The organism is Paraburkholderia sp. (genome assembly GCF_047605525.1).
Lineage (GTDB): Bacteria > Pseudomonadota > Gammaproteobacteria > Burkholderiales > Burkholderiaceae > Paraburkholderia.
The window spans coordinates 243,242-265,352 of record NZ_JASGFN010000005.1; the positions used below are offsets into that span (position 1 = coordinate 243,242).

The 22,111-nt window shown below is 66.2% G+C and carries 22 protein-coding genes; 8 read left to right on the forward strand and 14 right to left on the reverse strand.

Annotated features, from left to right (window positions below; genetic code table 11):
• Positions 1-72 precede the first annotated feature (72 nt).
• The 9 genes from QM685_RS09710 to QM685_RS09750 all read right to left on the reverse strand — a co-directional run bounded on the left by QM685_RS09710 (position 73) and on the right by QM685_RS09750 (position 9,713).
• On the reverse strand, positions 73-1,131 hold the full coding sequence (locus tag QM685_RS09710) for an L-threonylcarbamoyladenylate synthase (RefSeq protein ID WP_415115147.1): 1,059 nt from the start codon (positions 1,129-1,131) through the stop codon (positions 73-75).
• 10 nt (positions 1,132-1,141) lie between these two features.
• Positions 1,142-2,338 carry a 5-(carboxyamino)imidazole ribonucleotide synthase gene (locus tag QM685_RS09715; RefSeq protein ID WP_415115149.1) on the reverse strand — a complete coding sequence of 399 codons (1,197 nt, stop codon included), beginning with the start codon at positions 2,336-2,338 and terminating at the stop codon, positions 1,142-1,144.
• Positions 2,339-2,459: 121 nt separating this feature from the next.
• The gene (gene purE / locus QM685_RS09720; RefSeq protein ID WP_169499776.1) at positions 2,460-2,978 is read right to left on the reverse strand and encodes a 5-(carboxyamino)imidazole ribonucleotide mutase; all 519 of its coding nucleotides are present in this window, start codon (positions 2,976-2,978) and stop codon (positions 2,460-2,462) included.
• A gap of 55 nt (positions 2,979-3,033) precedes the next feature.
• Entirely contained in the window at positions 3,034-3,924 is an 891-nt protein-coding gene (locus QM685_RS09725; RefSeq protein ID WP_013090424.1) for a phosphoribosylaminoimidazolesuccinocarboxamide synthase, read from the reverse strand.
• Positions 3,925-4,056: 132 nt separating this feature from the next.
• Positions 4,057-5,121 (reverse strand): class II fructose-bisphosphate aldolase, encoded by a 1,065-nt coding sequence (fba, locus tag QM685_RS09730; RefSeq protein WP_415115152.1) that lies wholly within the window; start codon positions 5,119-5,121, stop codon positions 4,057-4,059.
• Between the two features lie 210 nt (positions 5,122-5,331).
• Complete coding sequence (gene pyk / locus QM685_RS09735) at positions 5,332-6,768, reverse strand: pyruvate kinase (RefSeq protein ID WP_415115154.1); 1,437 nt, start codon at positions 6,766-6,768, stop codon at positions 5,332-5,334.
• Positions 6,769-7,174: 406 nt separating this feature from the next.
• Positions 7,175-8,368, reverse strand: a complete 1,194-nt coding sequence (locus tag QM685_RS09740; RefSeq protein ID WP_415115156.1) for a phosphoglycerate kinase — start codon at positions 8,366-8,368, stop codon at positions 7,175-7,177.
• A gap of 269 nt (positions 8,369-8,637) precedes the next feature.
• Positions 8,638-8,961, reverse strand: a complete 324-nt coding sequence (locus tag QM685_RS09745) for an AzlD domain-containing protein (RefSeq protein WP_415115158.1) — start codon at positions 8,959-8,961, stop codon at positions 8,638-8,640.
• Entirely contained in the window at positions 8,958-9,713 is a 756-nt protein-coding gene (locus tag QM685_RS09750) for an AzlC family ABC transporter permease (protein ID WP_415115160.1), read from the reverse strand. Before QM685_RS09750 ends, QM685_RS09745 begins: the two co-directional genes overlap by 4 nt.
• A gap of 262 nt (positions 9,714-9,975) precedes the next feature.
• Between QM685_RS09750 and QM685_RS09755 the strand changes: the two genes are divergently transcribed.
• From QM685_RS09755 to QM685_RS09780, 6 genes are all read left to right on the forward strand, one after another.
• Positions 9,976-10,899 carry a branched-chain amino acid transaminase gene (locus QM685_RS09755; RefSeq protein ID WP_415115162.1) on the forward strand — a complete coding sequence of 308 codons (924 nt, stop codon included), beginning with the start codon at positions 9,976-9,978 and terminating at the stop codon, positions 10,897-10,899.
• A gap of 74 nt (positions 10,900-10,973) precedes the next feature.
• Positions 10,974-11,168, forward strand: a complete 195-nt coding sequence (locus tag QM685_RS09760; RefSeq protein WP_008920434.1) for a zinc-finger domain-containing protein — start codon at positions 10,974-10,976, stop codon at positions 11,166-11,168.
• 232 nt (positions 11,169-11,400) lie between these two features.
• Entirely contained in the window at positions 11,401-12,426 is a 1,026-nt protein-coding gene (waaF, locus tag QM685_RS09765) for a lipopolysaccharide heptosyltransferase II (protein ID WP_415115165.1), read from the forward strand.
• A gap of 167 nt (positions 12,427-12,593) precedes the next feature.
• Positions 12,594-13,040 (forward strand): nuclear transport factor 2 family protein, encoded by a 447-nt coding sequence (locus QM685_RS09770; protein ID WP_415115167.1) that lies wholly within the window; start codon positions 12,594-12,596, stop codon positions 13,038-13,040.
• 63 nt (positions 13,041-13,103) lie between these two features.
• Positions 13,104-14,150: a YheT family hydrolase gene (locus QM685_RS09775; protein WP_415115169.1), complete on the forward strand. Its 1,047-nt coding sequence runs from the start codon at positions 13,104-13,106 to the stop codon at positions 14,148-14,150.
• On the forward strand, positions 14,143-14,718 hold the full coding sequence (locus QM685_RS09780) for a DUF2946 family protein (RefSeq protein WP_415115171.1): 576 nt from the start codon (positions 14,143-14,145) through the stop codon (positions 14,716-14,718). The genes QM685_RS09775 and QM685_RS09780 overlap by 8 nt, the downstream gene beginning before the upstream one ends.
• Positions 14,719-14,783: 65 nt before the next feature.
• Here QM685_RS09780 and QM685_RS09785 read toward each other — a convergent pair whose 3' ends face one another.
• On the reverse strand, positions 14,784-16,517 hold the full coding sequence (locus QM685_RS09785; RefSeq protein ID WP_415115173.1) for a M48 family metalloprotease: 1,734 nt from the start codon (positions 16,515-16,517) through the stop codon (positions 14,784-14,786).
• Between the two features lie 197 nt (positions 16,518-16,714).
• On the opposite strand from QM685_RS09785, the gene moaC reads away from it, so the two are divergent.
• Both moaC and QM685_RS09795 read left to right on the forward strand, forming a co-directional pair.
• Positions 16,715-17,194 carry a cyclic pyranopterin monophosphate synthase MoaC gene (gene moaC / locus QM685_RS09790; protein ID WP_415115175.1) on the forward strand — a complete coding sequence of 160 codons (480 nt, stop codon included), beginning with the start codon at positions 16,715-16,717 and terminating at the stop codon, positions 17,192-17,194.
• Positions 17,195-17,249: 55 nt separating this feature from the next.
• Positions 17,250-17,600 (forward strand): nucleotide pyrophosphohydrolase, encoded by a 351-nt coding sequence (locus tag QM685_RS09795; protein WP_415115177.1) that lies wholly within the window; start codon positions 17,250-17,252, stop codon positions 17,598-17,600.
• 29 nt (positions 17,601-17,629) lie between these two features.
• Here QM685_RS09795 and QM685_RS09800 read toward each other — a convergent pair whose 3' ends face one another.
• From QM685_RS09800 to sucD, 4 genes are all read right to left on the reverse strand, one after another.
• The gene (locus QM685_RS09800) at positions 17,630-19,420 is read right to left on the reverse strand and encodes a PglL family O-oligosaccharyltransferase (RefSeq protein WP_415115179.1); all 1,791 of its coding nucleotides are present in this window, start codon (positions 19,418-19,420) and stop codon (positions 17,630-17,632) included.
• A 160-nt stretch (positions 19,421-19,580) separates the two neighbouring features.
• Complete coding sequence (locus QM685_RS09805) at positions 19,581-20,213, reverse strand: pilin (protein WP_415115181.1); 633 nt, start codon at positions 20,211-20,213, stop codon at positions 19,581-19,583.
• Between the two features lie 124 nt (positions 20,214-20,337).
• Entirely contained in the window at positions 20,338-21,048 is a 711-nt protein-coding gene (locus QM685_RS09810) for a TerC family protein (RefSeq protein WP_415115183.1), read from the reverse strand.
• A gap of 155 nt (positions 21,049-21,203) precedes the next feature.
• Complete coding sequence (sucD, locus tag QM685_RS09815) at positions 21,204-22,085, reverse strand: succinate--CoA ligase subunit alpha (protein ID WP_415115185.1); 882 nt, start codon at positions 22,083-22,085, stop codon at positions 21,204-21,206.
• Positions 22,086-22,111: the final 26 nt, after the last annotated feature.

Here is a 22,111-nt window from a genome sequence, read left to right on the forward strand (position 1 = left end):
GCTCTCGTTGAACGAGCCGGGCCTTTGTCCTTTATCGGTTGACCGCGCGAACCGGTAACGCCACGAAGCCGCTCAGCCCTGCGCCTCGAAAGCCGCCGCCGCGCGCCCGAGCCGATCGTTGACCGCGATCCATTCGATCGTGTCAGGCAGCTTCTCGATCAGAATCCGCGTGACGTTCGCGCGGTCGAGCGCCCGCAGCAAGCCGTATAGCTCGCGTGCGTAGACATGCGGATCTTCCGGCGCGGCGACGAAATGGACACCTTCGGCATCGGCCCAACGCCCGGCACGCGATGCGCGCGCGACCAGGGCGACCCGCTCGCCCGGCTCGCGCACCGCGAGCAGCGGCTCGAGCTCACCGAACGGCAGCAACACCAGCGGCGTGCGCGGCGCGTAATGCGCTTTCAGCGTGCCCGATGCGCGCGGCGCGGTCGCGTCCGACCCATCGGGCAGACGCGGCGCCTCGCCGAGCACGTCGGCGATATCCTGCGGCGTCACGTGACCCGGCCTCAGCAGTGCCGGAAAACCGCGCGACAGATCCAGAATCGTCGATTCGATCCCGACATCCGACGCGCCGCCGTCGAGCACATGAATCGCGCCGCCGAACTCGTCGCGCACATGTTGCGCGGTGGTCGGACTCACATGCCCGAAGCGGTTCGCAGACGGCGCGGCCACGCCGCCGTGGCCGCCGCGCAATGCGCTGAAGGCGTCGAGCAAGGCCTGCGCGACCGGATGCGACGGGCAGCGCAGCCCCACCGAATCCTGGCCGCCGCTGACCGCTGCCGGAATCCGCGCGGCACGCTTGAGGATCAGCGTGAGCGGCCCCGGCCAGAACGCGTCGATCAGGCGCTGCGCGTCCGCCGGCAAATGCTCGACCCAGTAATTCGGATCGCCGTGCGGCGCCAGATGCACGATGACCGGATGATTGGCCGGCCTGCCCTTCGCCGCGTAAATGCGCGCGACCGCGTCCGGGTTTTCGGCGTCGCCGCCGAGGCCGTAGACGGTCTCCGTCGGAAACGCGACCAGCTCACCCGCGTCGAGCAATGCCGCCGCGTGCCCGATCTGCGCGGCACTGACGCCGAACGCACTCGTGGCGCTTGCGGCATCTTCGACGGGTTTCTGTTGATCCGGCATGGCGCGCGCGTCAGCTAGTGGCGATATGCAGCAGCCGCGCGCAATCGCGCGCCGCCGTGCGGGCTTCTTCGAGCGTCGGCGCGGTGAAGTTCACGTGCCCCATCTTGCGCCCGCAACGCGCTTCTTCCTTGCCATACAGATGCAGGCGCGCGGCCGGCATCGCGGCGACCTCGTGCCACGGCGGCGTGACCGCCGCGCGCTTCGGGCCGTCCGGGAACCACACGTCGCCGAGAATGTTCAGCATCACCGCCGGCGAGTGCTGGCGCGTATCGCCGAGCGGCATGCCGGTCATCGCCCGCACCTGCTGCTCGAACTGGCTCGTCGCGCAGGCGTCCACCGTGTAGTGGCCGGAATTGTGCGGGCGCGGCGCCATTTCGTTGGCGACGAGCGAACCGTCTTCGAGAATGAAGAACTCGACGCACAGCACGCCGACGTAGCCGAGCTTGTCGGCGATCTGCAGCGCGGCCTGCTGCGCCTGCTGGACGAGCGCGGGGGCAGCGTCCGGCGCCGGCACGATCGTGTGCGACAGCACGCCGTCGCGATGCGTGTTCTGCGCGAGCGGATAGACGACCGACGCGCCGCTCGCCGCGCGCGCGATCAGCGCCGACACCTCGAACTTCAGCGGCAGGCGCTTTTCCAGCACGCACGGCACGCCGCCGAGCGACGCGTGCGCCTCGCGCACTTCCTCCGCGTTGCGCACGCGAATCTGGCCCTTGCCGTCATAACCCATGCGGGCGGTCTTCAGAATGCCCGGCAGCACCGCTTCGAGCTGCGCGTCGCCGAGCGCGGCGAGCGCGTCCGACGATTCGATCACGACATGCGGCGCGACCGTCACGCCCGACGACGCGATGAAGCGCTTCTCGGCGATCCGGTCCTGCGCCACCGCGACGCAACGCCCTGCCGGGCTCACGAACGTCGTTTTTGCGAGGAAGTCGAGGCTCGCGGCCGGCACGTTCTCGAATTCGGTCGACACCGCCGCGCACAGCCTCGCGAGTTCGGTCAGCGCCGCTTCGTCGTCGTAGGCCGCGCGCAGGTGACGGTCCGCCACCGCGCCAGCCGGGCTGTTTTCGTCCGGATCGAGCACGGCGACGCGATAGCCCATCGCCTGGGCGGCAAAGCAGAACATGCGGCCGAGCTGGCCGCCACCGACCATGCCAAGCCATGCGCCGGGCAGAATCGGTGAAACCGGTGTGTTGTCTGGGTTCATCTTGATGGTCGGTCGCGGCCGGATGCGCGTCACGCTCGCCTAGCGAGCCGCGGGCAAACGGCCGGGGGTCGGACAGGGGGACGTCTTGTCTTGAAACAAAAACCAAAAACAACCGGCGCGCTTACAGCGCCGGCAATACCATCGCGTGAGCCGCCTCGTTCTGGCGCACGCGGAATGCAGCCAGCTTGTCCGCGTATTCGGTGCTGGTGCCGGAGAGCAGCGACACCGCGAACAGCGCCGCGTTCGCCGCGCCCGCCTCGCCGATCGCAAACGTCGCGACCGGCACGCCCTTGGGCATCTGCACGATCGAATGCAGCGAATCGACGCCCTTCAGGTACTTGCTCGCGACCGGCACGCCGAGCACAGGCACCGTGGTCTTCGCGGCCAGCATGCCCGGCAGGTGCGCCGCGCCGCCCGCGCCGGCGATGATCGCGCGAATGCCGCGCTCGCGCGCGCTTTCAGCATAGGCGAACATTTCGTCGGGCATGCGGTGCGCGGAGACGACCTTCGCTTCGTACGGCACGCCGAATTCCTGCAGAATCGCCACGGCGTTTTTCATGACTTCCCAGTCGGAACTGGAGCCCATCAGCACGCCGACGACCGGCGCGCCATGCGTATGGGCGGTTTGTGCTTCACTCATCTTTACGGCTTCCTTGTTTCCGGACGATGCGCGCCTGAGATGGCGCGCAATCTGATCAGTCGAGCTTGTGGCCGGTCAGGCGCTCGAGCGCTTCCTGGTACTTCTCGCCCGTCTTGGCAACCACGTCGTCCGGCAGCTTCGGCGCCGGCGGCTCTTTCTTCCACGGCTGGGTTTCGAGCCAGTCGCGCACGAACTGCTTGTCGAACGACGGCGGGTTGGTGCCGACCTGGTACTGGTCCGCCGGCCAGAAACGCGACGAATCGGCGGTCAGCGCCTCGTCCATCAGATACAGCTTGCCGTGGTTGTCCAGACCGAATTCGAACTTCGTGTCCGCGATGATGATGCCGCGCGTCGCTGCGTAATCGGCCGCTTCCTTGTACAGGCGGATCGAGATGTCGCGGATCGTGGCCGACAGCTCGGTGCCGATGCGGCGCTCCATCTCGTCATAGGTGATGTTTTCGTCGTGATGGCCCATTTCGGCCTTGGCGGCCGGCGTGAAGATCGGCTCGGGCAGCTTCTGCGCGTTCTGCAGGCCCGCCGGCAGTTGCACGCCGCACACCGAACCGGTGGCCTGGTAGTCTTTCCAGCCGCTGCCGGCCAGATAGCCGCGCACCACCGCTTCGACGAGGATCGGCTCGAGACGCTTCACAACTACGGCGCGGCCCTTGACCTGCTCGACTTCGTCCGGCGCGACCACCGATTCCGGCGCCACGCCCGTCAGGTGGTTCGGCACCACGTGCTGCAGTTTCTCGAACCAGAAATTCGCCATCGCGTTGAGCACGCGGCCCTTGTTCGGAATCGGCTCGCCCATGATCACGTCGAACGCCGACAGACGGTCGGTCGTGACGATCAGCAACTGGTCGTTGCCCACCGCATAGTTGTCGCGGACTTTACCGCGGCCGAGCAGCGGCAGCGAGCGGAGCGTGGATTCGTAGAGGGTAGACATCGTCGTGGTTCGCTAAAAGTGGGACGGAAATGTGACCGGAACAAAAGGGAAACGCCGTTCCCCCGATGATGCGGGAACGGCGCCCGGACGACAACCTGGCCGGATGGCCAGGCGCGGAGCCAGAACTACAGCTTAGCGGACGACTTGCGCGAGCTCGCCCGACTTGTACTTCTCCGCGATTTTATCAAGCGAAACCGGCTTGATCTTGTCCGCCTGGCCTTCGCAGCCGAATTGCGTATAGCGGTCGATACAGATCTTCATCGCCGCTTCGCGCGCCGGCTTCAGATAATCGCGCGGATCGAACCTGGCCGGATTGGTCGCCATGTAGCGGCGGATCGCGCCGGTGATCGCCAGACGCAGGTCGGTATCGATATTGACCTTGCGCACGCCATGACGGATGCCTTCCTGGATTTCCTCGACCGGCACGCCGTAGGTTTCTTTCATGTCGCCGCCGAATTCGCGGATTTCCGCGAGCAGCTCCTGCGGCACCGACGACGAGCCGTGCATCACGAGGTGCGTGTTCGGAATGCGCTGGTGGATTTCCTTGATGCGCTGGATCGAGAGGATATCGCCGGTCGGCTTCTTGCTGAACTTGTAGGCGCCGTGCGAGGTGCCGATCGCGATGGCGAGCGCGTCGCACTGGGTCAGCTTGACGAAGTCGGCGGCCTGCTCCGGATCGGTCAGCAACTGTTCGCGCGTCATCGTGCCTTCGGCGCCGTGGCCGTCTTCCTTGTCGCCCTTCATCGTTTCGAGCGAACCGAGCACGCCCAGCTCGGCCTCGACGGTCACGCCGATCGAGTGCGCGGCCTCGACGACCTTGCGCGACACTTCGACGTTGTACTCGTACGATGCGACCGACTTGCCGTCGGCTTCGAGCGAGCCGTCCATCATCACGCTGGTGAAACCGCTGCGGATCGCCGCCATGCAGACCGCCGGCGACTGCCCGTGGTCCTGGTGCATCACGACCGGGATGTGCGGATACGACTCGACCGCCGCTTCGATCAGATGACGCAGGAACGCCTCGCCCGCATACTTACGCGCGCCGGCCGACGCCTGCATGATGACCGGAGCGTTGACCTTGTCGGCCGCCGCCATGATCGCCTGCACCTGCTCCAGGTTGTTCACGTTGAATGCCGGCAGGCCATAACCGTTTTCGGCGGCGTGGTCCAGCAGTTGACGCATTGATACGAGAGGCATGCTGTAACTCCTTAGATTGAAACGAATTCTTTGCCGTCGGCATCTTTTGCGGCGATTTTATCGCGAAGCAGGCCGCGTTCCCGCGCTGACGACGGCGCGTTGGTGCGCCGTCGCACATGGCACCGCATGGGGCTCCGTATGGGCGCCGTACGGAGTATGCGGGCCTGCTTCGCTCGATCCAGCCTGTGCCGATCGGACGGTATTACGCGATCAGTACGGTTCGCCGACCCGGACGATCTTCAACGTGTTGGTGCCGCCCGCCTGACCCATCGGCTCGCCGACCGTCAGCACGACCATGTCGCCGCGCGATGCGTAACCCTTGCCGACCACGGTCTCCAGCGCCTGCTGCAAAGCGGTGTCACGGTCGGTGTTGGTGTCCAGATGCAGCGACGTCACGTTGCGGTACAGCGCCATTGCCCGCTCGCTGCCGACGCGCGGCGTCAGCGCGAAAATCGGCACGTGGGACCAGTGGCGCGACATCCACAGCGCGGTGGAACCCGATTCGGTCAGCGCGACGATCGCCTTCGCGCCGAGGTGATAGGCGGTGAACAGCGCGCCCATTGCGATCGACTGGTCGATCCGCGTGAACGTGCGGTCGAGGAAATCCTTGTCGAGCTCCGACTGCTCCGACTTCTCCGCTTCGAGGCAGATCGCCGCCATCGTCTCGATGGTCTGCACCGGATACTTGCCTGCCGCGGACTCCGCCGACAGCATCACCGCGTCCGTGCCGTCGAGCACCGCGTTCGCGACGTCCGACACTTCCGCGCGGGTCGGCACCGGCGCGTGGATCATCGATTCCATCATCTGCGTCGCGGTGATCACGAACTTGTTCGACTCGCGCGCCATGCGGATCATGCGCTTTTGCAGCGCCGGCACCGCCGCGTTGCCGACTTCGACGGCCAGGTCGCCGCGCGCGACCATGATGCCGTCCGATGCGTCGAGAATGCCTTGCAGCGCCGGAATCGCCTCGGCGCGCTCGATCTTCGCGATCATCTTCGGCTTGATGCCGTACGGCGCGCCGGCGATATTGGCCAACTGGCGCGCCATTTCCATGTCGGTTGCATTCTTCGGGAACGACACCGCGATGAAATCGACGCCGAGCGACATCGCCGTGCGGATGTCCTCCATGTCTTTCGCGGTCAGCGCGGGCGCCGACAGACCGCCGCCCTGGCGGTTGATGCCCTTGTTGTTCGACAGTTCGCCGCCGATCTTCACGATCGTGTGGATCTCGTTGCCGATCACGCGCTGCACGTCCAGCACGATCAGGCCGTCGTTGAGCAGCAGCACGTCGCCCGGCTTCAGGTCGCGCGGCAGGTCCTTGTAGTCGAGGCCGGCGCGTTCCTGACCACCGAGTTCGCAATCGGCGTCGAGGACGAACGGCTCGCCGGCAACGAGCATGACCTTGCCGTTCTCGAACTTGCCGACGCGGATTTTCGGGCCTTGCAGATCGGCCATGATGGCGACCTCGCGGCCGGCATGGCGAGCCGCCTCGCGCACGAATTCGGCGCGCTGGCGGTGGTCGTCGGCGGTGCCGTGCGAGAAATTGAGCCGCACCACGTCCAGTCCCGCCTGAATCATTTGCAGCAGGATTTCCGGTGTGCTGGAAGCCGGACCGATAGTAGCGACAATCTTGGTGGCGCGATGCATGAGTCTCCTCGTCTGGATGGAATCGCTGGGATAAGCGCTGCGGGTCTGCTGCGGAGTCTGCGCATCGGAAGATGCTGCGTGGAGTCGCGCGCCGGTTGCAACCTGCGTCGCTTTTCTGGATGAAGCGGTATTCGAGATCGGCGCGCGGAGTGCCGAGGGGGTGGCGCCGGGTACGCCGGCGGGTTGTGGCGATGGGGTGGAATCGGGCTGTGCCGCGTCAGTGGCGGGAACCGCGGCCGGCTTGGTGGCCGGCTCGGTGGCCGGCCCGGCCGCTCCCTGCCCGGCCGCTGCCGCCGGCGCAGTGGCGCGCTTCGCGCGCTCCCCTGCCGTCGCTGCCGTGATATCGCGCGGTGCTTTCGCGCCACGCGTCTTTGTCGACTTCGCCGTTGGGGAGCGCGTCGCCACGTTAAGCCCGCGATTCCAGAACTTCGACCGCCGGCAGCTTCTTGCCCTCGAGGAATTCGAGGAAGGCGCCGCCGCCCGTCGAGATATAGCTGACCCGATCGTGGATGCCGTACTTGGCGATCGCCGCGAGCGTGTCGCCGCCACCCGCGATCGAGAATGCCGACGAGCGCGCGATCGCATCCGCGAGCGTCTTCGTGCCGTTACCGAACTGATCGAACTCGAACACGCCGACCGGGCCGTTCCACACGATCGTGCCGGCCTTCTCGAGCTGCGCGGCGAGCGCCTGCGCGGTCTGCGGGCCGATGTCGAGAATCATGTCGTCGTCCGCGACGTCGGCGACAGCCTTGACTTCAGCCCTGGCGGTCGGCGAAAACTCCTTGGCGGTGACCACGTCGGTCGGGATCGGCACCGAGGCGCCGCGCGCCTTCGCCGCGTCGATGATCGCTTTGGCTTCGCTCACCAGATCGGCTTCGGCAAGCGACTTGCCGATCTTCAGGCCGGCGGCCAGCATGAACGTATTGGCGATGCCGCCGCCGACGATCAGTTGATCGACCTTCTCCGCGAGCGACTTCAGGATGGTCAGCTTGGTCGACACCTTCGAGCCGGCGACGATCGCGACGAGCGGACGCTTCGGCGCGCCGAGCGCCTTGCCGAGCGCTTCGAGCTCGGCGGCGAGCAGCGGGCCCGCGCAGGCGATGGGCGCATACTTCGCGATGCCGTGCGTGGTGGCTTCGGCGCGGTGCGCGGTGCCGAACGCGTCGTTCACGTAGATGTCGCAGAGCTTCGCCATTTTCTGCGCGAGCTCGTCGGAATCCTTCTTTTCGCCCTTGTTGACGCGGCAGTTTTCGAGCAGCACGACCGAGCCCGGCGCGACGTTCACACCGTTTTCGACCCAGTTCGCCACTAGCGGCACGTCGCGGCCGAGCAGTTCGGCGAGGCGCTTCGCGACCGGCGCGAGCGAGTCTTCCGGCTTGAAGTCGCCTTCGGTCGGACGGCCCAGGTGCGAGGTGACCATCACGGCGGCGCCGGCGTCGAGCGCGGCCTTGATGGCCGGCACGGAGGCACGGATGCGGGTGTCTTCGGTGATGTTGCCCTGATCGTCCTGCGGCACGTTCAGATCGGCGCGGATGAACACACGTTGGCCGGACAGCTTGCCTTCGGCGATCAGGTCGGAGAGACGCAATACCTTGTTCATGGGCTTGAGTATGCGAGTTGATGAGAAGGCGGTGGCGGACAGCACGGGGACGGCGCGCCGCGAACTCCAGCGTGTCGGCCCAACGCTTCCGCGGGATCGGGCGCCGGCGGCCGGGCCGCGGCAGGTGCGCGTTGCGGTGCGCTCAACCCGGAAAGCGGCATTTTAACTGATCCAGATGGCCTTCTGACCCGTGGCGGGGCGAATCTCCCGTATTTGTATCCGGGGGGCGCACGGGCCCCGGCGCGACGCGGCACCCGCGCCGCGGGCCGTTACATGAGAAGGCGCAGCAGCGTGAAGACGAGCATTCCGGTCACGATCGTGCCGAGCATGGTGCGCCGCCACAAGAACCACGCGAGCCCGGACAGCGTCGCGTAAAACTCGTGGTTGGACGGCGCGAACGAGAGCCCCTCGGGCGTCGTCAGCACATCGGGCAGCACGACGGCGGCGAGCGCCGCCGCCGGCGCGTAGCGCAGCATCCGTTGCACGCGCTCGGGCAGCACCGTGCGCTCGCCGCCGATCAGGAACAGCGCGCGTGTGAGCGCGGTGACGAAGGTCATGCCGAAGATGGCGAGCCAGATCTGCGTGGATGTCATCGGGAGTCTCCCGCGCTGTCGCTCACGCGGCGGATGCGGCGCAGGTCCGCGCGCTCGATCATCAGGTCGGCCACGCTGCCGGCGGCGATCGCCGCGATCACCGCGAGCGGCAACGCGAGCCGGTAAGGCAGGTCGATCGCGAGCAGCGCGACGATGCCGGCGATGCTGACCGCGACCATCGTCGAGCGCGTCGCGACCGCCGCCACCATGATCGGCAGAAGCGCGAGCGTGCCGGCAAGCACGAGCCCCCAGTTATCGGGAATCAGGCTCGCGAGCAGGATGCCGATAATCGACGACACCTGCCAGGACAGCCAGCTCGACACCGCCATCCCCCAGAAGTACGCCTCCTTGCCCGCCACGTAGCCGGTGGCGAAGCTCCTTTTCTGGAACAGCAGATAGATCACGTCGCCGTTGAAATAGCCGAGCACGATGCGCCGCCACATCGGCAGACAGGAGAAATGCGGCGCGAGACCGGCGCTGAAGATCACGAAACGCGTATTGACCATCGCCGCGGTGAGCAGCACGGTCCAGACCGGCAGCTTCGCGGCGAGAAGCGGCAGCACCGCCAGTTGCGACGAACCGGCGTAGCACAGCAGCGACATCGTGAGTGCCTGCGGCAGCGTCAGCACGGACTTGCTCATCGCGATACCGGTGACGAGCCCCCACGAAAAAATCGCCATCAGCGTGGGCGCGTAGTCGTGCATGCCCTCACGGAAAGCACGGCGATCGGTATCGGACAGTCGAGCGAGCATCAGGCGAAGGGCACCGGCGCAAGAAACGCCGTCAGGAAGGCCAGGTCGGCGCCAGTTTGCCGGGCACCCGCTGGCGCACGTGGATTTGAATTATGCGTGCGCCGGATTATAGCGTCCGCGATGGGTGCCGGGATATGCGCGACGAGGTGCGCGGCGATGCGCTCAAATGCCCGTTGCGTGTGCAAATGACGCTAAAATAGCGCTCCTGGCCAGGCCCTGGCGCCCGTAGCCACACCTCACAACGCACCTGCTGGAGAATCGTATGTCAATGGCCGACCGCGACGGCAAGATCTGGATGGATGGCAAGCTCATCGACTGGCGCGATGCCAAAATCCATGTGCTCACCCACACGCTGCACTACGGCATGGGCGTTTTCGAGGGCGTGCGCGCCTACAAGACAGCCGACGGTAGCACCGCGATCTTCCGTCTGCAGGAGCACACCAAACGTCTGCTGAACTCGGCGAAGATTTTCCAGATGGACGTGCCGTTCGACCATGAAACGCTCGCCGCCGCGCAGCGCGAAGTGGTCCGCGAAAACAAGCTCGAATCCTGCTACCTGCGCCCGATCATCTGGGTCGGCTCGGAAAAGCTCGGCGTGTCGGCCAAGGGCAACACGATCCACGTCGCGATCGCCGCATGGCCGTGGGGTGCGTACCTCGGCGAAGACGGCATCAGCAAGGGCATCCGCGTGAAAACGTCGTCGTTCACGCGCCATCACGTGAATGTGTCGATGGTCCGCGCGAAGGCGTCCGGCTGGTACGTGAACTCGATCCTCGCGAACCAGGAAGCGATCGCCGACGGCTACGACGAAGCGCTGCTGCTCGACGTCGACGGCTACGTGTCGGAAGGCTCGGGCGAAAACTTCTTCCTCGTCAACAACGGCAAGCTGTACACGCCCGACCTGTCGTCGTGCCTCGACGGCATCACGCGCGACACGGTCATCACGCTCGCGCGCGACATGGGCCTGCAGGTGATCGAAAAGCGCATCACGCGCGACGAGGTCTACACCTGCGACGAAGCGTTCTTCACCGGCACCGCCGCCGAAGTCACGCCGATCCGCGAGCTCGACAACCGCACGATCGGCGCCGGCGCGCGCGGCCCGATCACCGAAAAGCTGCAATCGGCCTTCTTCGACGTCGTGAACGGCAGGAGCGCGAAGTACGCGCACTGGCTCACGAAGATCTGAGCGAAGTTCCGAGATGCGCCACGCGCCGCCCATCAACGGCGCCCTGCCCGCACCCCGCATATAACGAGAGTCTCATGAGCGAAATCAAGGAAATGCCGCTGGTCGAACTGTCGGCAAAAGATCTGCCGGCGTATTGCCCGAACCCGGCCATGCCGCGCTGGAGCGCGCATCCGCGCGTCTTCATCGACGTCTCGCACGGCGAAGCGCGTTGCCCGTACTGCAGCACGCGGTACAAGCTGCGCGATGGCGAAGTGATCAAGGGCCATTGAGCCCGGCGCGCCGGGCGGGCTTCAGGAGCGCGCAAGTTATTGCCGACGCGCTCGCCGCGACGCCTGTTCAGGCGCCGGAGCCGTGCCGCGGCAGCGCAGCCCGTACCGCCACCGCGGCGCGGCCTGGCCACCGGTCACGCGCCGCGCGATTTTCAGCTTTCCCCTTTTACCAATCTGAACGCCACGCGCATGGCGCGCGGCGCTTCTTTTTCGACACCGGACACTCACTCTGATGCGTCGCGCGTTGGTTATCGCACCGAACTGGATCGGTGACGCATTGATGGCGCAGCCGCTGTTTGCGCGCCTCGTGAAATTGCATCCGCGCATCGCGATCGACGCGGTCGCGCCTAGCTGGGTCGCCCCCGTGCTCGAGCGGATGCCGGAAATCCGCGACGTCTACTCGACCGATCTCGCGCACGGCAAGCTGCAGATGCTGCGCCGCTGGCAGTTGTCGAGCGATCTGCGCGACGTCGGCTACGACGCGGCCTACGTGCTGCCGAACTCGTTCAAGTCGGCGCTGATTCCCTGGCTGGCGGGCATCCCGCTGCGCATCGGCTACTCCGGCGAGAGCCGCTACGGCGTGCTCAACGTGCGCCACGCGAATCCGCGCAAGAACGAGCGGCCGCCGATGGTCGGCCACTACGCCGCGCTCGCCTACGCGCCCGGCGCGAAAGTGCCCGACGATCTGCCGATGCCGCGCCTCGACACGGACCTGAACGAGGCGTCGCGGGTCTCGGCGCGCTTCAATCTCGACACACGCGTGCCGCTGCTGGTGTTCTGCCCCGGCGCCGAGTACGGTCCCGCGAAGCGCTGGCCGCCCGAGCATTTCGCGTCGCTCGCGCAGATGGTCGGCCAGTCGTTCCCGTACACGCAGATCGTCGCGCTCGGCTCGCCGAAAGACGCGCCGCTCGCGCAGGCGATCGCCGAAAAGGCGCCGAACGTGCGCAACCTGTGCGGCCAGACCGCGCTCGGCGAGGCCTGCGCGCTGATCTCGCGGGCCAATGCGGTGGTCACCAACGACTCCGGCCTGATGCATGTCGCCGCCGCGCTGCGCCGCCCGCTGGTGGCCGTCTACGGTTCGACCGATCCGCGCCACACCCCGCCCTTGTCCGAGCTCGCGAAGGTACAATGGCTTCATCTCGAATGCAGCCCCTGTTTTGAGCGCGAGTGCCCGCTCGGTCATCTGAACTGCCTGAAGCAGTTGAGCGCCGAGCAGGTTTTCGGCGATCTGCGCGGCATGCTGCTCGCGCAGCGCTGAGCCGACCGGTACTTGCACGCAACATCGCACGCCCCCGAGCGCGTCGCGTCATGTTCGCGCCTTGCGGCGCGGGCAAGCTGGCGCCGGGGAGCGTTGGTCCGGCGCGCCGGACCGTCCCGCTACCGCTGACCCGCAACCGCGCGCCGCGCACAAGAGACTGACGAGCCATGCCACGTTTTGCCCATATCTTCGAAGCCGCCGCCGATACCCTGAACGCCTACTATCAGGCCGTCGCCGAGGTCAATATCGACAGCTTGATGGGCTTGTGGATCGACGAGGAGTTCGTCAGCTGCATCTGTGCCGACGGCTCGCATCTGCATGGTCTCGACAGCATCCGCACCGGCTTGCAGATCCAGCTCGAAGCGATGCCGGTGTCGATCGAGCCGCTCGACATCCGCGTCTACGACAGCCTCGGCACGGTCGTCTACGCGATTGCCGAAGCGCATCGTCCGGCCGATCCGACCGCGACGCCCGCGATGGTCTTCACGACCTACGTGATGGTCCACGAGCGCGGCGAATGGCGCATCGCGCATATTCACGCGAGCCCGATGCCGGACGAAACCGCGAGCCAGTTCGCGACGAAGATGCGGCATGGCCAGGGCCCGCTGCACTGACGCCCGACCGCGACCGGGCCCGCGCGTCAGATTCGCGCGTTATTTTTCTGTTTCCACGCAGGTATGAGTTCGACGTCCGATAAACCCGCTTCCTCCGCCACGGCCCGCGCCGCGGCCGCCGTCGAGGCGAGCGTCGAGCTGTTGTATCGCGCCCCGCTCTGGCTGCCGAACCGGCATGCGCAGACCATCGTCCCGTCCCTGTTCGCGCGCCGCCCCGCGGTGTCGTTTCACCGCGAGCGCTGGGACACGCCCGACGGCGATTTCATCGATCTCGACCGGGTCGTCCACGACACGCCGCCCGCCGACACGGCGCCGCTCTTCGTGCTATTTCATGGACTCGAAGGCAGTTCGGAGTCGCATTACGCGGTCGCCTTGATGGCGGCCGCGCGCCGGTACGGCTGGCATGGCGTCGTGCCGCACTTTCGCAGTTGCAGCGGCCCGCTCAATCGTCTGCCGCGCTTCTACCATCTCGCCGACAGCAACGAGGTCGACTGGATCCTGCGCCGCCTGCGCGCCGCGCATCGCGGGCCGGTGGTCGCCGCGGGCGTGTCGCTCGGCGGCAATGTGCTGCTGCGCTGGCTCGGCGAGCGGCGCGAGGATGCGGCGCCGGTGGTGTCGGCGGCTGCCGCGATTTCGACGCCGATCGACGTGCACGCCGGCGGCCGCGCGCTGTCGCAGGGCTTCGGCCTCGTCTATACGCGCAGCTTCCTGAAGACGCTCAAGCAGAAGGCCGACCAGAAGCTCGTGCAATTCCCCGGCCTGTTCGACCGCGACGCGATGCTCGCGAGCCGCACGATGTACGAGTTCGACAATGTCGTGACCGCGCCGCTGCATGGCTTTCGCAACACCGACGACTACTGGAGCCACGCGACCACGCGCCCGATCCTGCCGCACATTCAGGTGCCGACGCTCGTGCTCAACGCGCGCAACGACCCGTTCCTGCCGGCCGAGGCGCTGCCGTCGCGGCACGAGGTGTCGGCGGCGGTCGAGCTGTATCAGCCGGAGCACGGCGGCCACGCGGGCTTCATGACCGGGCCGTTTCCAGGGCGCATCGACTGGCTGTCGGGATGCGTATTCGGTTATCTCAAGCGACACATCGATCATGGATGACATCGTCAGACAGGCGCTCGCCAAATGGCCGAACGTGCCGAGCTGCACCGGCTGGCTGATGCTCGACCGGCGCGGCAACTGGCGCATGCGCGACGAAGCGGCCCAAGCGAGCGGCGCGCCGGGTGTGCCGATCCGGCACGAGGCGCTGCTTGGATTCATCAACCGCAACTACGAGGCCGACGAGCACGGCCAGTGGTTTTTCCAGAACGGCCCGCAGCGCGTGTATGTGGAACTGGGTTATACGCCGTGGGTGGTGAGACTGTCGGCGGATGCAAACGGGACGCTTGCGTTGCGCGATCAGGGCGGTGGCGCGTTCGAGCCGGCGGCGGTATTCGTCGATGAAGACGGCGCGATCCTGTTCGCCGATCGCTCACAGCCGGCGCGGGTCGCGGTACTGCACGATCACGATCTCGAGGTGTTCTCCAATCACGCGACCCTCGCCGAGGACGGTTCATTGAACGGTGAATTCCACTGGAATGCGCAGGCCGCGCTGCCGCTCGAAAACGTGCGGCGCGACGAGGTGGCCGCGCGCTTCGGCTTCGTCGCGAGTCCGGCGGCGCGGGTTTGACGCGGTGTTCGTCCCGTACGTAGCGGCTCTCGCGCGGCGGCAAGCTCACGCCCGCCGGACTCGCATCACCCGGCCGAATCCTTCTCGTCCAGCCGCTCCTCCTTGTAGCGGCTCTCCATCTCGTGTAAGCGCGCGTCGACGGTCGCGAGATCGTAATAGCCGATCGTCTTCAGATCGCGCGCGTCCTTCAACTGCCGGATCGCCGACGGCCACGCCCCCTCGAGCGCGAATTTCTCCGCCATCGCGCGATGCTGCGTCAACGCATCGCCGCTGCCCGCGGCCGCCTGCGCGAGATACAGCCACCACGCGGGCTGGTCCGGGTGCGCCTGGGTCTCCTGTCTGGCGAGCGCCTGCGCGTCGGCAAAACGCCGCAACGTCAGCAGCGTGCGGATATGCATGTCGATCACGGCATTCGACTTCGGCCAGCGCTTCTGCGCGAGTTCGGCGAGACGCGCGGCTTCGTCGTCGTGACCGGCGCGGCGCGCGATGTCGGCCGCCAGCACGTCGAGGCTCGGCGAGCTGCGCTCGGGCTCGCCCTCCTCACGCTCGCCGGCCGCGAACGTCGCGCGCGCGGTCGCGAGCGACGCCGCCGCGTCGTCGTAACGCTCGAGCAGCATCTGCCCATATGCGATGCCGTACCAGTTCGCCGCGACGTTCAGCGCGGTGTGCTCGTCGATTTCCGAGCGCATCCGCGAAATCTCGTCCGCGTATTCGCTGCGCGAGCGGTCCTGCAGCAAACGCGCGCGCGCCCGCACGAAGCCGTACTCGGGATCCTGATGCGGCTGCCGGTACGGCGCGCGGCGCGCGCGGTCTTCCATGTCGGCGATCCGCTCGCCGGTGAGCGGGTGCGTGCGCGCGTAGGCCGGGATGCCGTTGTCGTTCATCGCCGCGCGATCGAGCCGGCCAAAAAACGTCGGCATCGCATACGGGTCGTAGCCGGCGCCGGCGAGCAGCAGAAAGCCGACGCGGTCCGCTTCCTGCTCGGCCGAACGCGAGAAACGCAACTGGCTGTCGACCGCATACGCTTCGCCGCCGAGCGCGATCGCGCTGCCGAGGTCGCCGCTATGCGCGAGCACGCCCGCCAGCACGCCGACAAGCACACCGACGAGCGCCGCGTAGCCGCTGCGCTCGCCGTTCGAGATCATCCGCGAGATGTGTCGCTGCAGCACGTGACCCATCTCGTGTCCGAGCACCGATGCAAGCTCGGACTCGGTCTGCGTCGTCACGATCAGCCCCGTATTCACACCGATAAAGCCGCCCGGCAGTGAGAACGCGTTGATCTGCGCGTCGCGCATCGCGAACAGATCGAAGTCCGGACGATAGCCGCCGATGTACAGCGCATTGGCCGCCGCCGCGAGTTTGGCCGACACCGAATTCAGGTAGTCGCGCACGAGCCAGTCGTCGAGATAGTCGGGGTCGCGGCGCAGCTCGCGCATCACCCGTTCGCCGAGCTTGCGTTCGGCCTGCGGGGTCAGCGAACCGGCGCCGCCGCTGCCGAGATCGGGCAATTGCTGCGCGGCGATCGGCGCGCGCCAGCCGTTGCTGCCCACCTTGCCGCCATTGCCGGCGCCGTTCGAGAAGCGGCTTTGCGCGCCGCCGTAGGTGCCGAACACGCCTTGAGCGATGTCGGGCGGCAGGATCGGATCGGCATCGGCGTCGGCCGGACCGCTGACGAGCGGCGCCTCGGCCGATGGCGTGTTCGGCGCGACGCCCGCCGCGCCGCGCGATTGCGCGAACGCGCTTGGTGGCACCGCAAGCGCGACGGACAACAACGCAGCGAGAAACCGTTCTGGAGGCATCGCGAGGCTGGTCTGACGAAGTCGAAAAGCAACGCCCGCCACCCGGACTAAGATAGCGGGCATGGGGCAACGCAGAACAAACACTGGACGAACACGCGGCAAAACATGGCGCAATTGTAATCAGTCGCCGCGGCGATCCGCAGGCCGCGCCGTCCCTATCGCACTGCTATGATAGGCGCCCTCTGAAGGAGCCAACGATGCCTGAACTCACTCATTTCGATGCCGCCGGGAAGGCGCATATGGTGGACGTCGGCGGCAAGCAGGAGACGAAGCGCATCGCGATTGCGCGCGGCTCGATTCGCATGCTGCCGGAGACGTTCGTGCTGATCCGCGACGGCAACGCCAAAAAGGGCGATGTAATCGGCATCGCGCGCATCGCGGCTATCCAGGCTTCGAAGCGCACCGCCGATCTGATTCCGCTGTGCCATCCGCTCGCGTTGACGCGCGTGAAGGCCGAGTTCGAACTCGACGAAACGCTGCCCGGCGTGCATTGCACGGTTCAGGCGGAGACGCTTGGCAGAACCGGTGTGGAGATGGAAGCGCTGACCGCCGTGCAGGTCGGGCTGCTGACGGTGTACGACATGTGCAAGGCGGTGGATCGGGGGATGGTTATCACCGATGTGCGCGTGCTCGAAAAGCACGGTGGGAAGTCGGGGGATTGGGTCGCGCAGGGTTGAGCGCGCAGCTTTATCAGCCTCGGTGCTCGAACCTCAGGACTATCAGGATACGCAGATGACCATCAACGAACTGCTCGAAAGGCTACTGACGTTCCGCGACGCGCGCGACTGGCAGCAATTTCACACGCTTCGCAACCTGATCGTCTCCACCAGCATCGAGGCCGGCGAGCTGCTGGAGACGATTCAGTGGAAGACCGATGCGGACATCGACGCCCTGCTCCGCGATCCGGCGCAAATGAAGAACCTCAAGCACGAATGCGCCGACGTGCTCATGTACCTGCTGCTGGTCGCCCATACAGCGGGGTTCGATCTCGTCGAGGCGGCGGCGGAAAAGCTCGATCTGAACGAAGCGCGCTATCCGGTGGACAAGGCCAAAGGCACCGCGACGAAATATTCCGAACTTTGATGCGCGGTGGCTTTAGCGGCGCACCGCCTTCAATCGTCGTCGCTATCGTCGTCGTCCTGCTGATTCGCATCGGCCGGCGGCGTGCCATAACGCTTGACCAGTTCCTCCCTGAAGCCCGCGAACGACTTCTGCTCGTCGACCAGTTGGTACAGATAGCCCAGTTGCGCCGGCCAGTCCTTCAGTTCCTCGGCAAAAATCCGCAAACGTTCGACCGTATCGAGCGCCGCTGCAGTGTCGCCGCTCAACGCCTGCAGCACCGCATACCGGCGCAGCACCGTTTCGCCCGGCAACAATGCGATCGCCTGCCGGTGCATCGCGAGCTTGCGTTGCAGGTTCAGCGGATTCATCGGCTGCAGCGTCGCCATGCCGTACTCGCCCCACGCGCCGAACAGGAACGACGGATCCGCGCTGTACTGTTCGGCCGGACGCGCGCCGTAGTACAGCACCTCGGCGCGCGCATAGTCGCGATACACCGGATACAGCGCGGCGAGTCCGCCGAACACCACCACCGCGAACGCACCGAACGACACGCCCGCGGGTACGGTACGCAGCGGCCGCGTGTCGAGCAGGCCGAACACGAACATCGCCGGCAGCAGGAAGAACATGTACTGCTGCGGATATTCGACCAGCGCATGCATCGTCAGCACGCCGATCAGCGCGACCCCGAACACGCGCGCGGCGCTTTGCGGCGCACGCACGACACGCACGAGCCATGCGACGAGGCCGACCAGCACGATCGCGAGGCCGATCAAACCGGTCTTCGCGAGCAGATCGATAAAGATGTCGTGTGAGTTGTTGGCGATCTCGACACCGCCGAGCCGCTTCACCAGCTCGAACTGGTAACTCGGGAATTCGCCCCAGCCGACACCGATCAGCGGATGCATCCTGAACATCGTCCAGCCGTATTTCCACAACGCGAGGCGCGGCGCGATCTGGCCGGCATCCTGGAAGCGCTCGGCCGCCGATTGCCCCAGCTCGAGGTGATAGCGCACGTTGGCCCAGCGGATCAGCGCGTTGACCACGAAGAACAGCACCGCGAGCGCGATCGGAATCAGCCATTCGCGATTGCCGCGGCGCAGTTGCGGCTCATTGCGCGTTTGCGCGAAGGCCATCCAGAAGCCGGCGACGACGATCACGCCCATCTGCAGCCACGGCCCGCGCGACACGGTGAGCGCGAGACCGACCGAGAAAATCGTCGACACCAGCAGCCAGATCGGCACCGCGATGCGCCGCGTCTGCACGAGGTACAGCGCGCCCGCCATCGCGAACGCGATATAGGTAGCGAGGTGGTTCGCCTGCGCCATGTTGCCGAACGGCCGGCGCTCGACAGTCACGTTGTACGCGACGACGAACGGCGCGACCCGCGTCTCGAGGTGAAACAACTGGATCACCTGACTGAACACCGCGAACAGGCCGCCGACGATCAACGCCCCCGCCGCCCAGCGCAGCGCGGTTTCATCGAGCTTCACGCGCGTGAAGCCGTAGCCCGCGTGCACCGCCATGAACGCGGCGAGCAGGAAGCCGGCGCCGAGCCAGTTCATCGACGGCTCCGTGACCGGCAGCACGAATGTCTGCACGACCAGCAGCAGGCCGAACAGCAACGGCACCAGCGCGACCGCCGGCGACGCGAACGTCACGCGCGGCCGCGTGGTCGCGATCAGCAGCACGACGGCCGCGCCGGTCAGCAGATACAGCGCGAGCGCGGTGAATTCGGCATAGAAGGTCGGGATCGGATACGTATGGTTGGTGACCGCATAGGGCAGCACCAACGCGAGAGCCAACAGAACGAGGGACAGGTAACGCGCGAAAGGGGTGGGCATCGAATCAACGGTGGACGTCGGCAACCGGCGCACTATACAAAAAATTCCCCGCGCTGTGCGCCGGCCCGGCCGAAATAGACAGAAAATCAGCCTTTTACGTTGCGACGTCGACTCGATTCATCATCCGTTCATTCGCGCATTCGAGTGCTCGTTCGCAAACTTACGAACGGCATTCCGGCGGCGCCAGATTGGCCGCAAGCGTCGGCGCTTCGGCCGGCATCGGCCCCGCGCCCGGTGCCGGCAACGACGACGCCGTTTTGCCGCCCGCAAAACACTCCCACGTGAGCGAGCCGGCCTGCACCGCATCCCTGCTCAACCCGACCCGCGCGGTCGGCGCATCCGCGTTGTCCGGCACCGACGGCACCAGCGTCAGCGTGCTCTCGCCGGCCTGCGCGACGCGCGTCGTATACGTGACGGTGATCTGACCGGTGTCGTCGTCGATCTGGATGGACTCGACATTGCGCGTGGCGGGCGGCGACGTATAGCCGCCGCCGAACGCATTGCCGCTCGCGGCGTTTTCGGCCACCGCGAGCCGCGCCGACGCCGCGAGCGACAGGCCCTCGCCGACCCGGCTGCGCGCCAGATAGTCCTGATACGCGGGAATCGCATAGGCCGCGATCACGCCGACGATCGCGAGCACGATCATCAGTTCGATCAGCGTGAAGCCGACACCGCAGCGGCGGCAGACATGCGCGAGTCGCGCGCGCCAGTTCGAGCGCCACGACGCGCCGCGCGAAGGCGAAGAAGAAGAAGTAGCTTGAGAACAAGGGGGATACGGCAAGGTAACGATCATCGGCAGACTCCTGATACGAAAAACGCCTGCCCCGCGGATCGGGAACAGGCGTTTCCATCGTAGCGAGCGAAGCTCGCGGCTCACAGTCAGCCAGATGGCCAATGTTATCGTGCCGGCCGCATCATTACCCTCCGACCGCCGCGCGCCTCGCGTTGCGCCGCTTCATCAGATAGCCGACGATTACGACGAACAGCGCACCCGCGATGCTCATCCCGTAGACGGCGGTGGGCGTATCAAGGATCGGCCAGCGGTCGCCGGCCGGGTCGTTGACCATCAAACCGCCCGCGATCCAGCCGAGCAGCGCCGCGCCGAACAGCACGATGACCGGAAAGCGGTCGAGCAGCCTCAGAATCAGTTGACTGCCCCACACGATCAGCGGAATGCTCACCACGAGGCCGAAGATCACGAGCGCGAGACGATGCTCCTGTTCGGCGGCCTCGGCCGCGCCGGCAATCGCGATCACGTTGTCGAGGCTCATCACCGCGTCCGCGACGATGATCGTCTTGATCGCCGACATCAGCCTGTCGGCGGGCTTCACGTTCTCATGCATGTCGTGCGCGGGCGCGAGCAGACGCACGCCGATCCACAGCAGCAGCAAACCACCCGTGAATTTCAGGAGCGGCACGTCGAGCAGCACAACCGCGAACGCGATCAGCACGACGCGCAGCAGGATCGCGCCGGCGGTCCCCCACAGCACCCCGCGTACGCGCTGCGCGGGCGGCAGGTTGCGGCAGGCCAGCGCGATCACGACCGCGTTATCGCCACCCAGCAGAATGTCGATGACGATGATCTGGAAGACCGCGCCCCAGTTGAGCGTCGAGAAGAATTCGAGCATGAGAAAACAGGAAAAAAGCTGGCACGCGGACACAGGCACGGGCATGAAAAAAGCGGGGGAGTCTGCACTCCCCCGCTTTTCGGGACCGCCCGCTCACGAAAGGACTCCGTAAGCGTATCAAAACCGCGCCGCTACAGCACGCAAATTTCTTCGATTTACAGCATCGCCTTCAGAAGACGCGCCATTTCCGACGGGTTCTTCGTGACCTTGATACCGCATGCGTCCATGATTTCCAGCTTCGCTTCGGCGGTGTCCGCACCGCCCGAGATCAGCGCGCCGGCATGGCCCATGCGCTTGCCCGGAGGCGCCGTGACGCCGGCGATGAAGCCGACCACCGGCTTCTTCATGTTGTCCTTGATCCAGTACGCGGCGTTCGCTTCGTCCGGACCGCCGATTTCGCCGATCATGATGACGGCGTCCGTCTCCGGATCGTCGTTGAACATCTTCATCACGTCGATGTGCTTCAGACCGTTGATCGGGTCGCCGCCGATACCGACTGCCGACGACTGGCCGAGGCCGATCGCGGTCAGCTGGCCGACTGCTTCATACGTCAGCGTGCCCGAACGCGACACGACGCCGATGCGGCCCTTGCGGTGAATGTGACCCGGCATGATGCCGATCTTCAGTTCGTCCGGCGTGATCGTGCCCGGGCAGTTCGGTCCGAGCAGCAGCGTCTTGCGGTTTTCCGCGCGCATACGCGCCTTGAGCTCGATCATGTCACGCACGGGAATGCCTTCCGTGATGCAGATTGCGAGATCCAGGTCGGCTTCGACCGCTTCCCAGATCGCAGCAGCAGCGCCTGCCGGCGGAACGTAAATCACCGACACGGTCGCGCCCGTTTCAGCCTTGGCTTCAGCGACGCTAGCGTAGATAGGAATGCCTTCGAAATCTTCGCCGGCGCGCTTCGGGTTCACGCCCGCGACGTACGCTTCGCGGCCGTTTGCGTATTCACGGCAAGCACGCGTGTGGAACTGACCGGTCTTGCCGGTGATGCCCTGCGTGATGACCTTGGTGTCTTTGTTGATCAGAATCGACATGTATTGACCTCTGTTCGTTTGGCGTC

What these genes read in the sequence shown, in the direction of transcription:
- waaF (WP_415115165.1), top strand. Translation starts at nt 11,401, where the DNA reads ATGCGTCGCGCGTTGGTTATCGCACCGAACTGGATCGGTGACGCATTG.
- QM685_RS09760 (WP_008920434.1), top strand. Translation starts at nt 10,974, where the DNA reads ATGAGCGAAATCAAGGAAATGCCGCTGGTCGAACTGTCGGCAAAAGAT.
- QM685_RS09795 (WP_415115177.1), top strand. Translation starts at nt 17,250, where the DNA reads ATGACCATCAACGAACTGCTCGAAAGGCTACTGACGTTCCGCGACGCG.
- QM685_RS09755 (WP_415115162.1), top strand. Translation starts at nt 9,976, where the DNA reads ATGTCAATGGCCGACCGCGACGGCAAGATCTGGATGGATGGCAAGCTC.
- QM685_RS09715 (WP_415115149.1), bottom strand. Translation starts at nt 2,338, where the DNA reads ATGAACCCAGACAACACACCGGTTTCACCGATTCTGCCCGGCGCATGG.
- purE (WP_169499776.1), bottom strand. Translation starts at nt 2,978, where the DNA reads ATGAGTGAAGCACAAACCGCCCATACGCATGGCGCGCCGGTCGTCGGC.
- QM685_RS09745 (WP_415115158.1), bottom strand. Translation starts at nt 8,961, where the DNA reads ATGACATCCACGCAGATCTGGCTCGCCATCTTCGGCATGACCTTCGTC.
- sucD (WP_415115185.1), bottom strand. Translation starts at nt 22,085, where the DNA reads ATGTCGATTCTGATCAACAAAGACACCAAGGTCATCACGCAGGGCATC.
- pyk (WP_415115154.1), bottom strand. Translation starts at nt 6,768, where the DNA reads ATGCATCGCGCCACCAAGATTGTCGCTACTATCGGTCCGGCTTCCAGC.
- QM685_RS09710 (WP_415115147.1), bottom strand. Translation starts at nt 1,131, where the DNA reads ATGCCGGATCAACAGAAACCCGTCGAAGATGCCGCAAGCGCCACGAGT.
- QM685_RS09780 (WP_415115171.1), top strand. Translation starts at nt 14,143, where the DNA reads ATGGATGACATCGTCAGACAGGCGCTCGCCAAATGGCCGAACGTGCCG.
- QM685_RS09805 (WP_415115181.1), bottom strand. Translation starts at nt 20,213, where the DNA reads ATGATCGTTACCTTGCCGTATCCCCCTTGTTCTCAAGCTACTTCTTCT.
- QM685_RS09810 (WP_415115183.1), bottom strand. Translation starts at nt 21,048, where the DNA reads ATGCTCGAATTCTTCTCGACGCTCAACTGGGGCGCGGTCTTCCAGATC.
- QM685_RS09725 (WP_013090424.1), bottom strand. Translation starts at nt 3,924, where the DNA reads ATGTCTACCCTCTACGAATCCACGCTCCGCTCGCTGCCGCTGCTCGGC.
- QM685_RS09770 (WP_415115167.1), top strand. Translation starts at nt 12,594, where the DNA reads ATGCCACGTTTTGCCCATATCTTCGAAGCCGCCGCCGATACCCTGAAC.
- QM685_RS09785 (WP_415115173.1), bottom strand. Translation starts at nt 16,517, where the DNA reads ATGCCTCCAGAACGGTTTCTCGCTGCGTTGTTGTCCGTCGCGCTTGCG.
- QM685_RS09775 (WP_415115169.1), top strand. Translation starts at nt 13,104, where the DNA reads ATGAGTTCGACGTCCGATAAACCCGCTTCCTCCGCCACGGCCCGCGCC.
- moaC (WP_415115175.1), top strand. Translation starts at nt 16,715, where the DNA reads ATGCCTGAACTCACTCATTTCGATGCCGCCGGGAAGGCGCATATGGTG.
- fba (WP_415115152.1), bottom strand. Translation starts at nt 5,121, where the DNA reads ATGCCTCTCGTATCAATGCGTCAACTGCTGGACCACGCCGCCGAAAAC.
- QM685_RS09740 (WP_415115156.1), bottom strand. Translation starts at nt 8,368, where the DNA reads ATGAACAAGGTATTGCGTCTCTCCGACCTGATCGCCGAAGGCAAGCTG.
- QM685_RS09800 (WP_415115179.1), bottom strand. Translation starts at nt 19,420, where the DNA reads ATGCCCACCCCTTTCGCGCGTTACCTGTCCCTCGTTCTGTTGGCTCTC.
- QM685_RS09750 (WP_415115160.1), bottom strand. Translation starts at nt 9,713, where the DNA reads ATGCTCGCTCGACTGTCCGATACCGATCGCCGTGCTTTCCGTGAGGGC.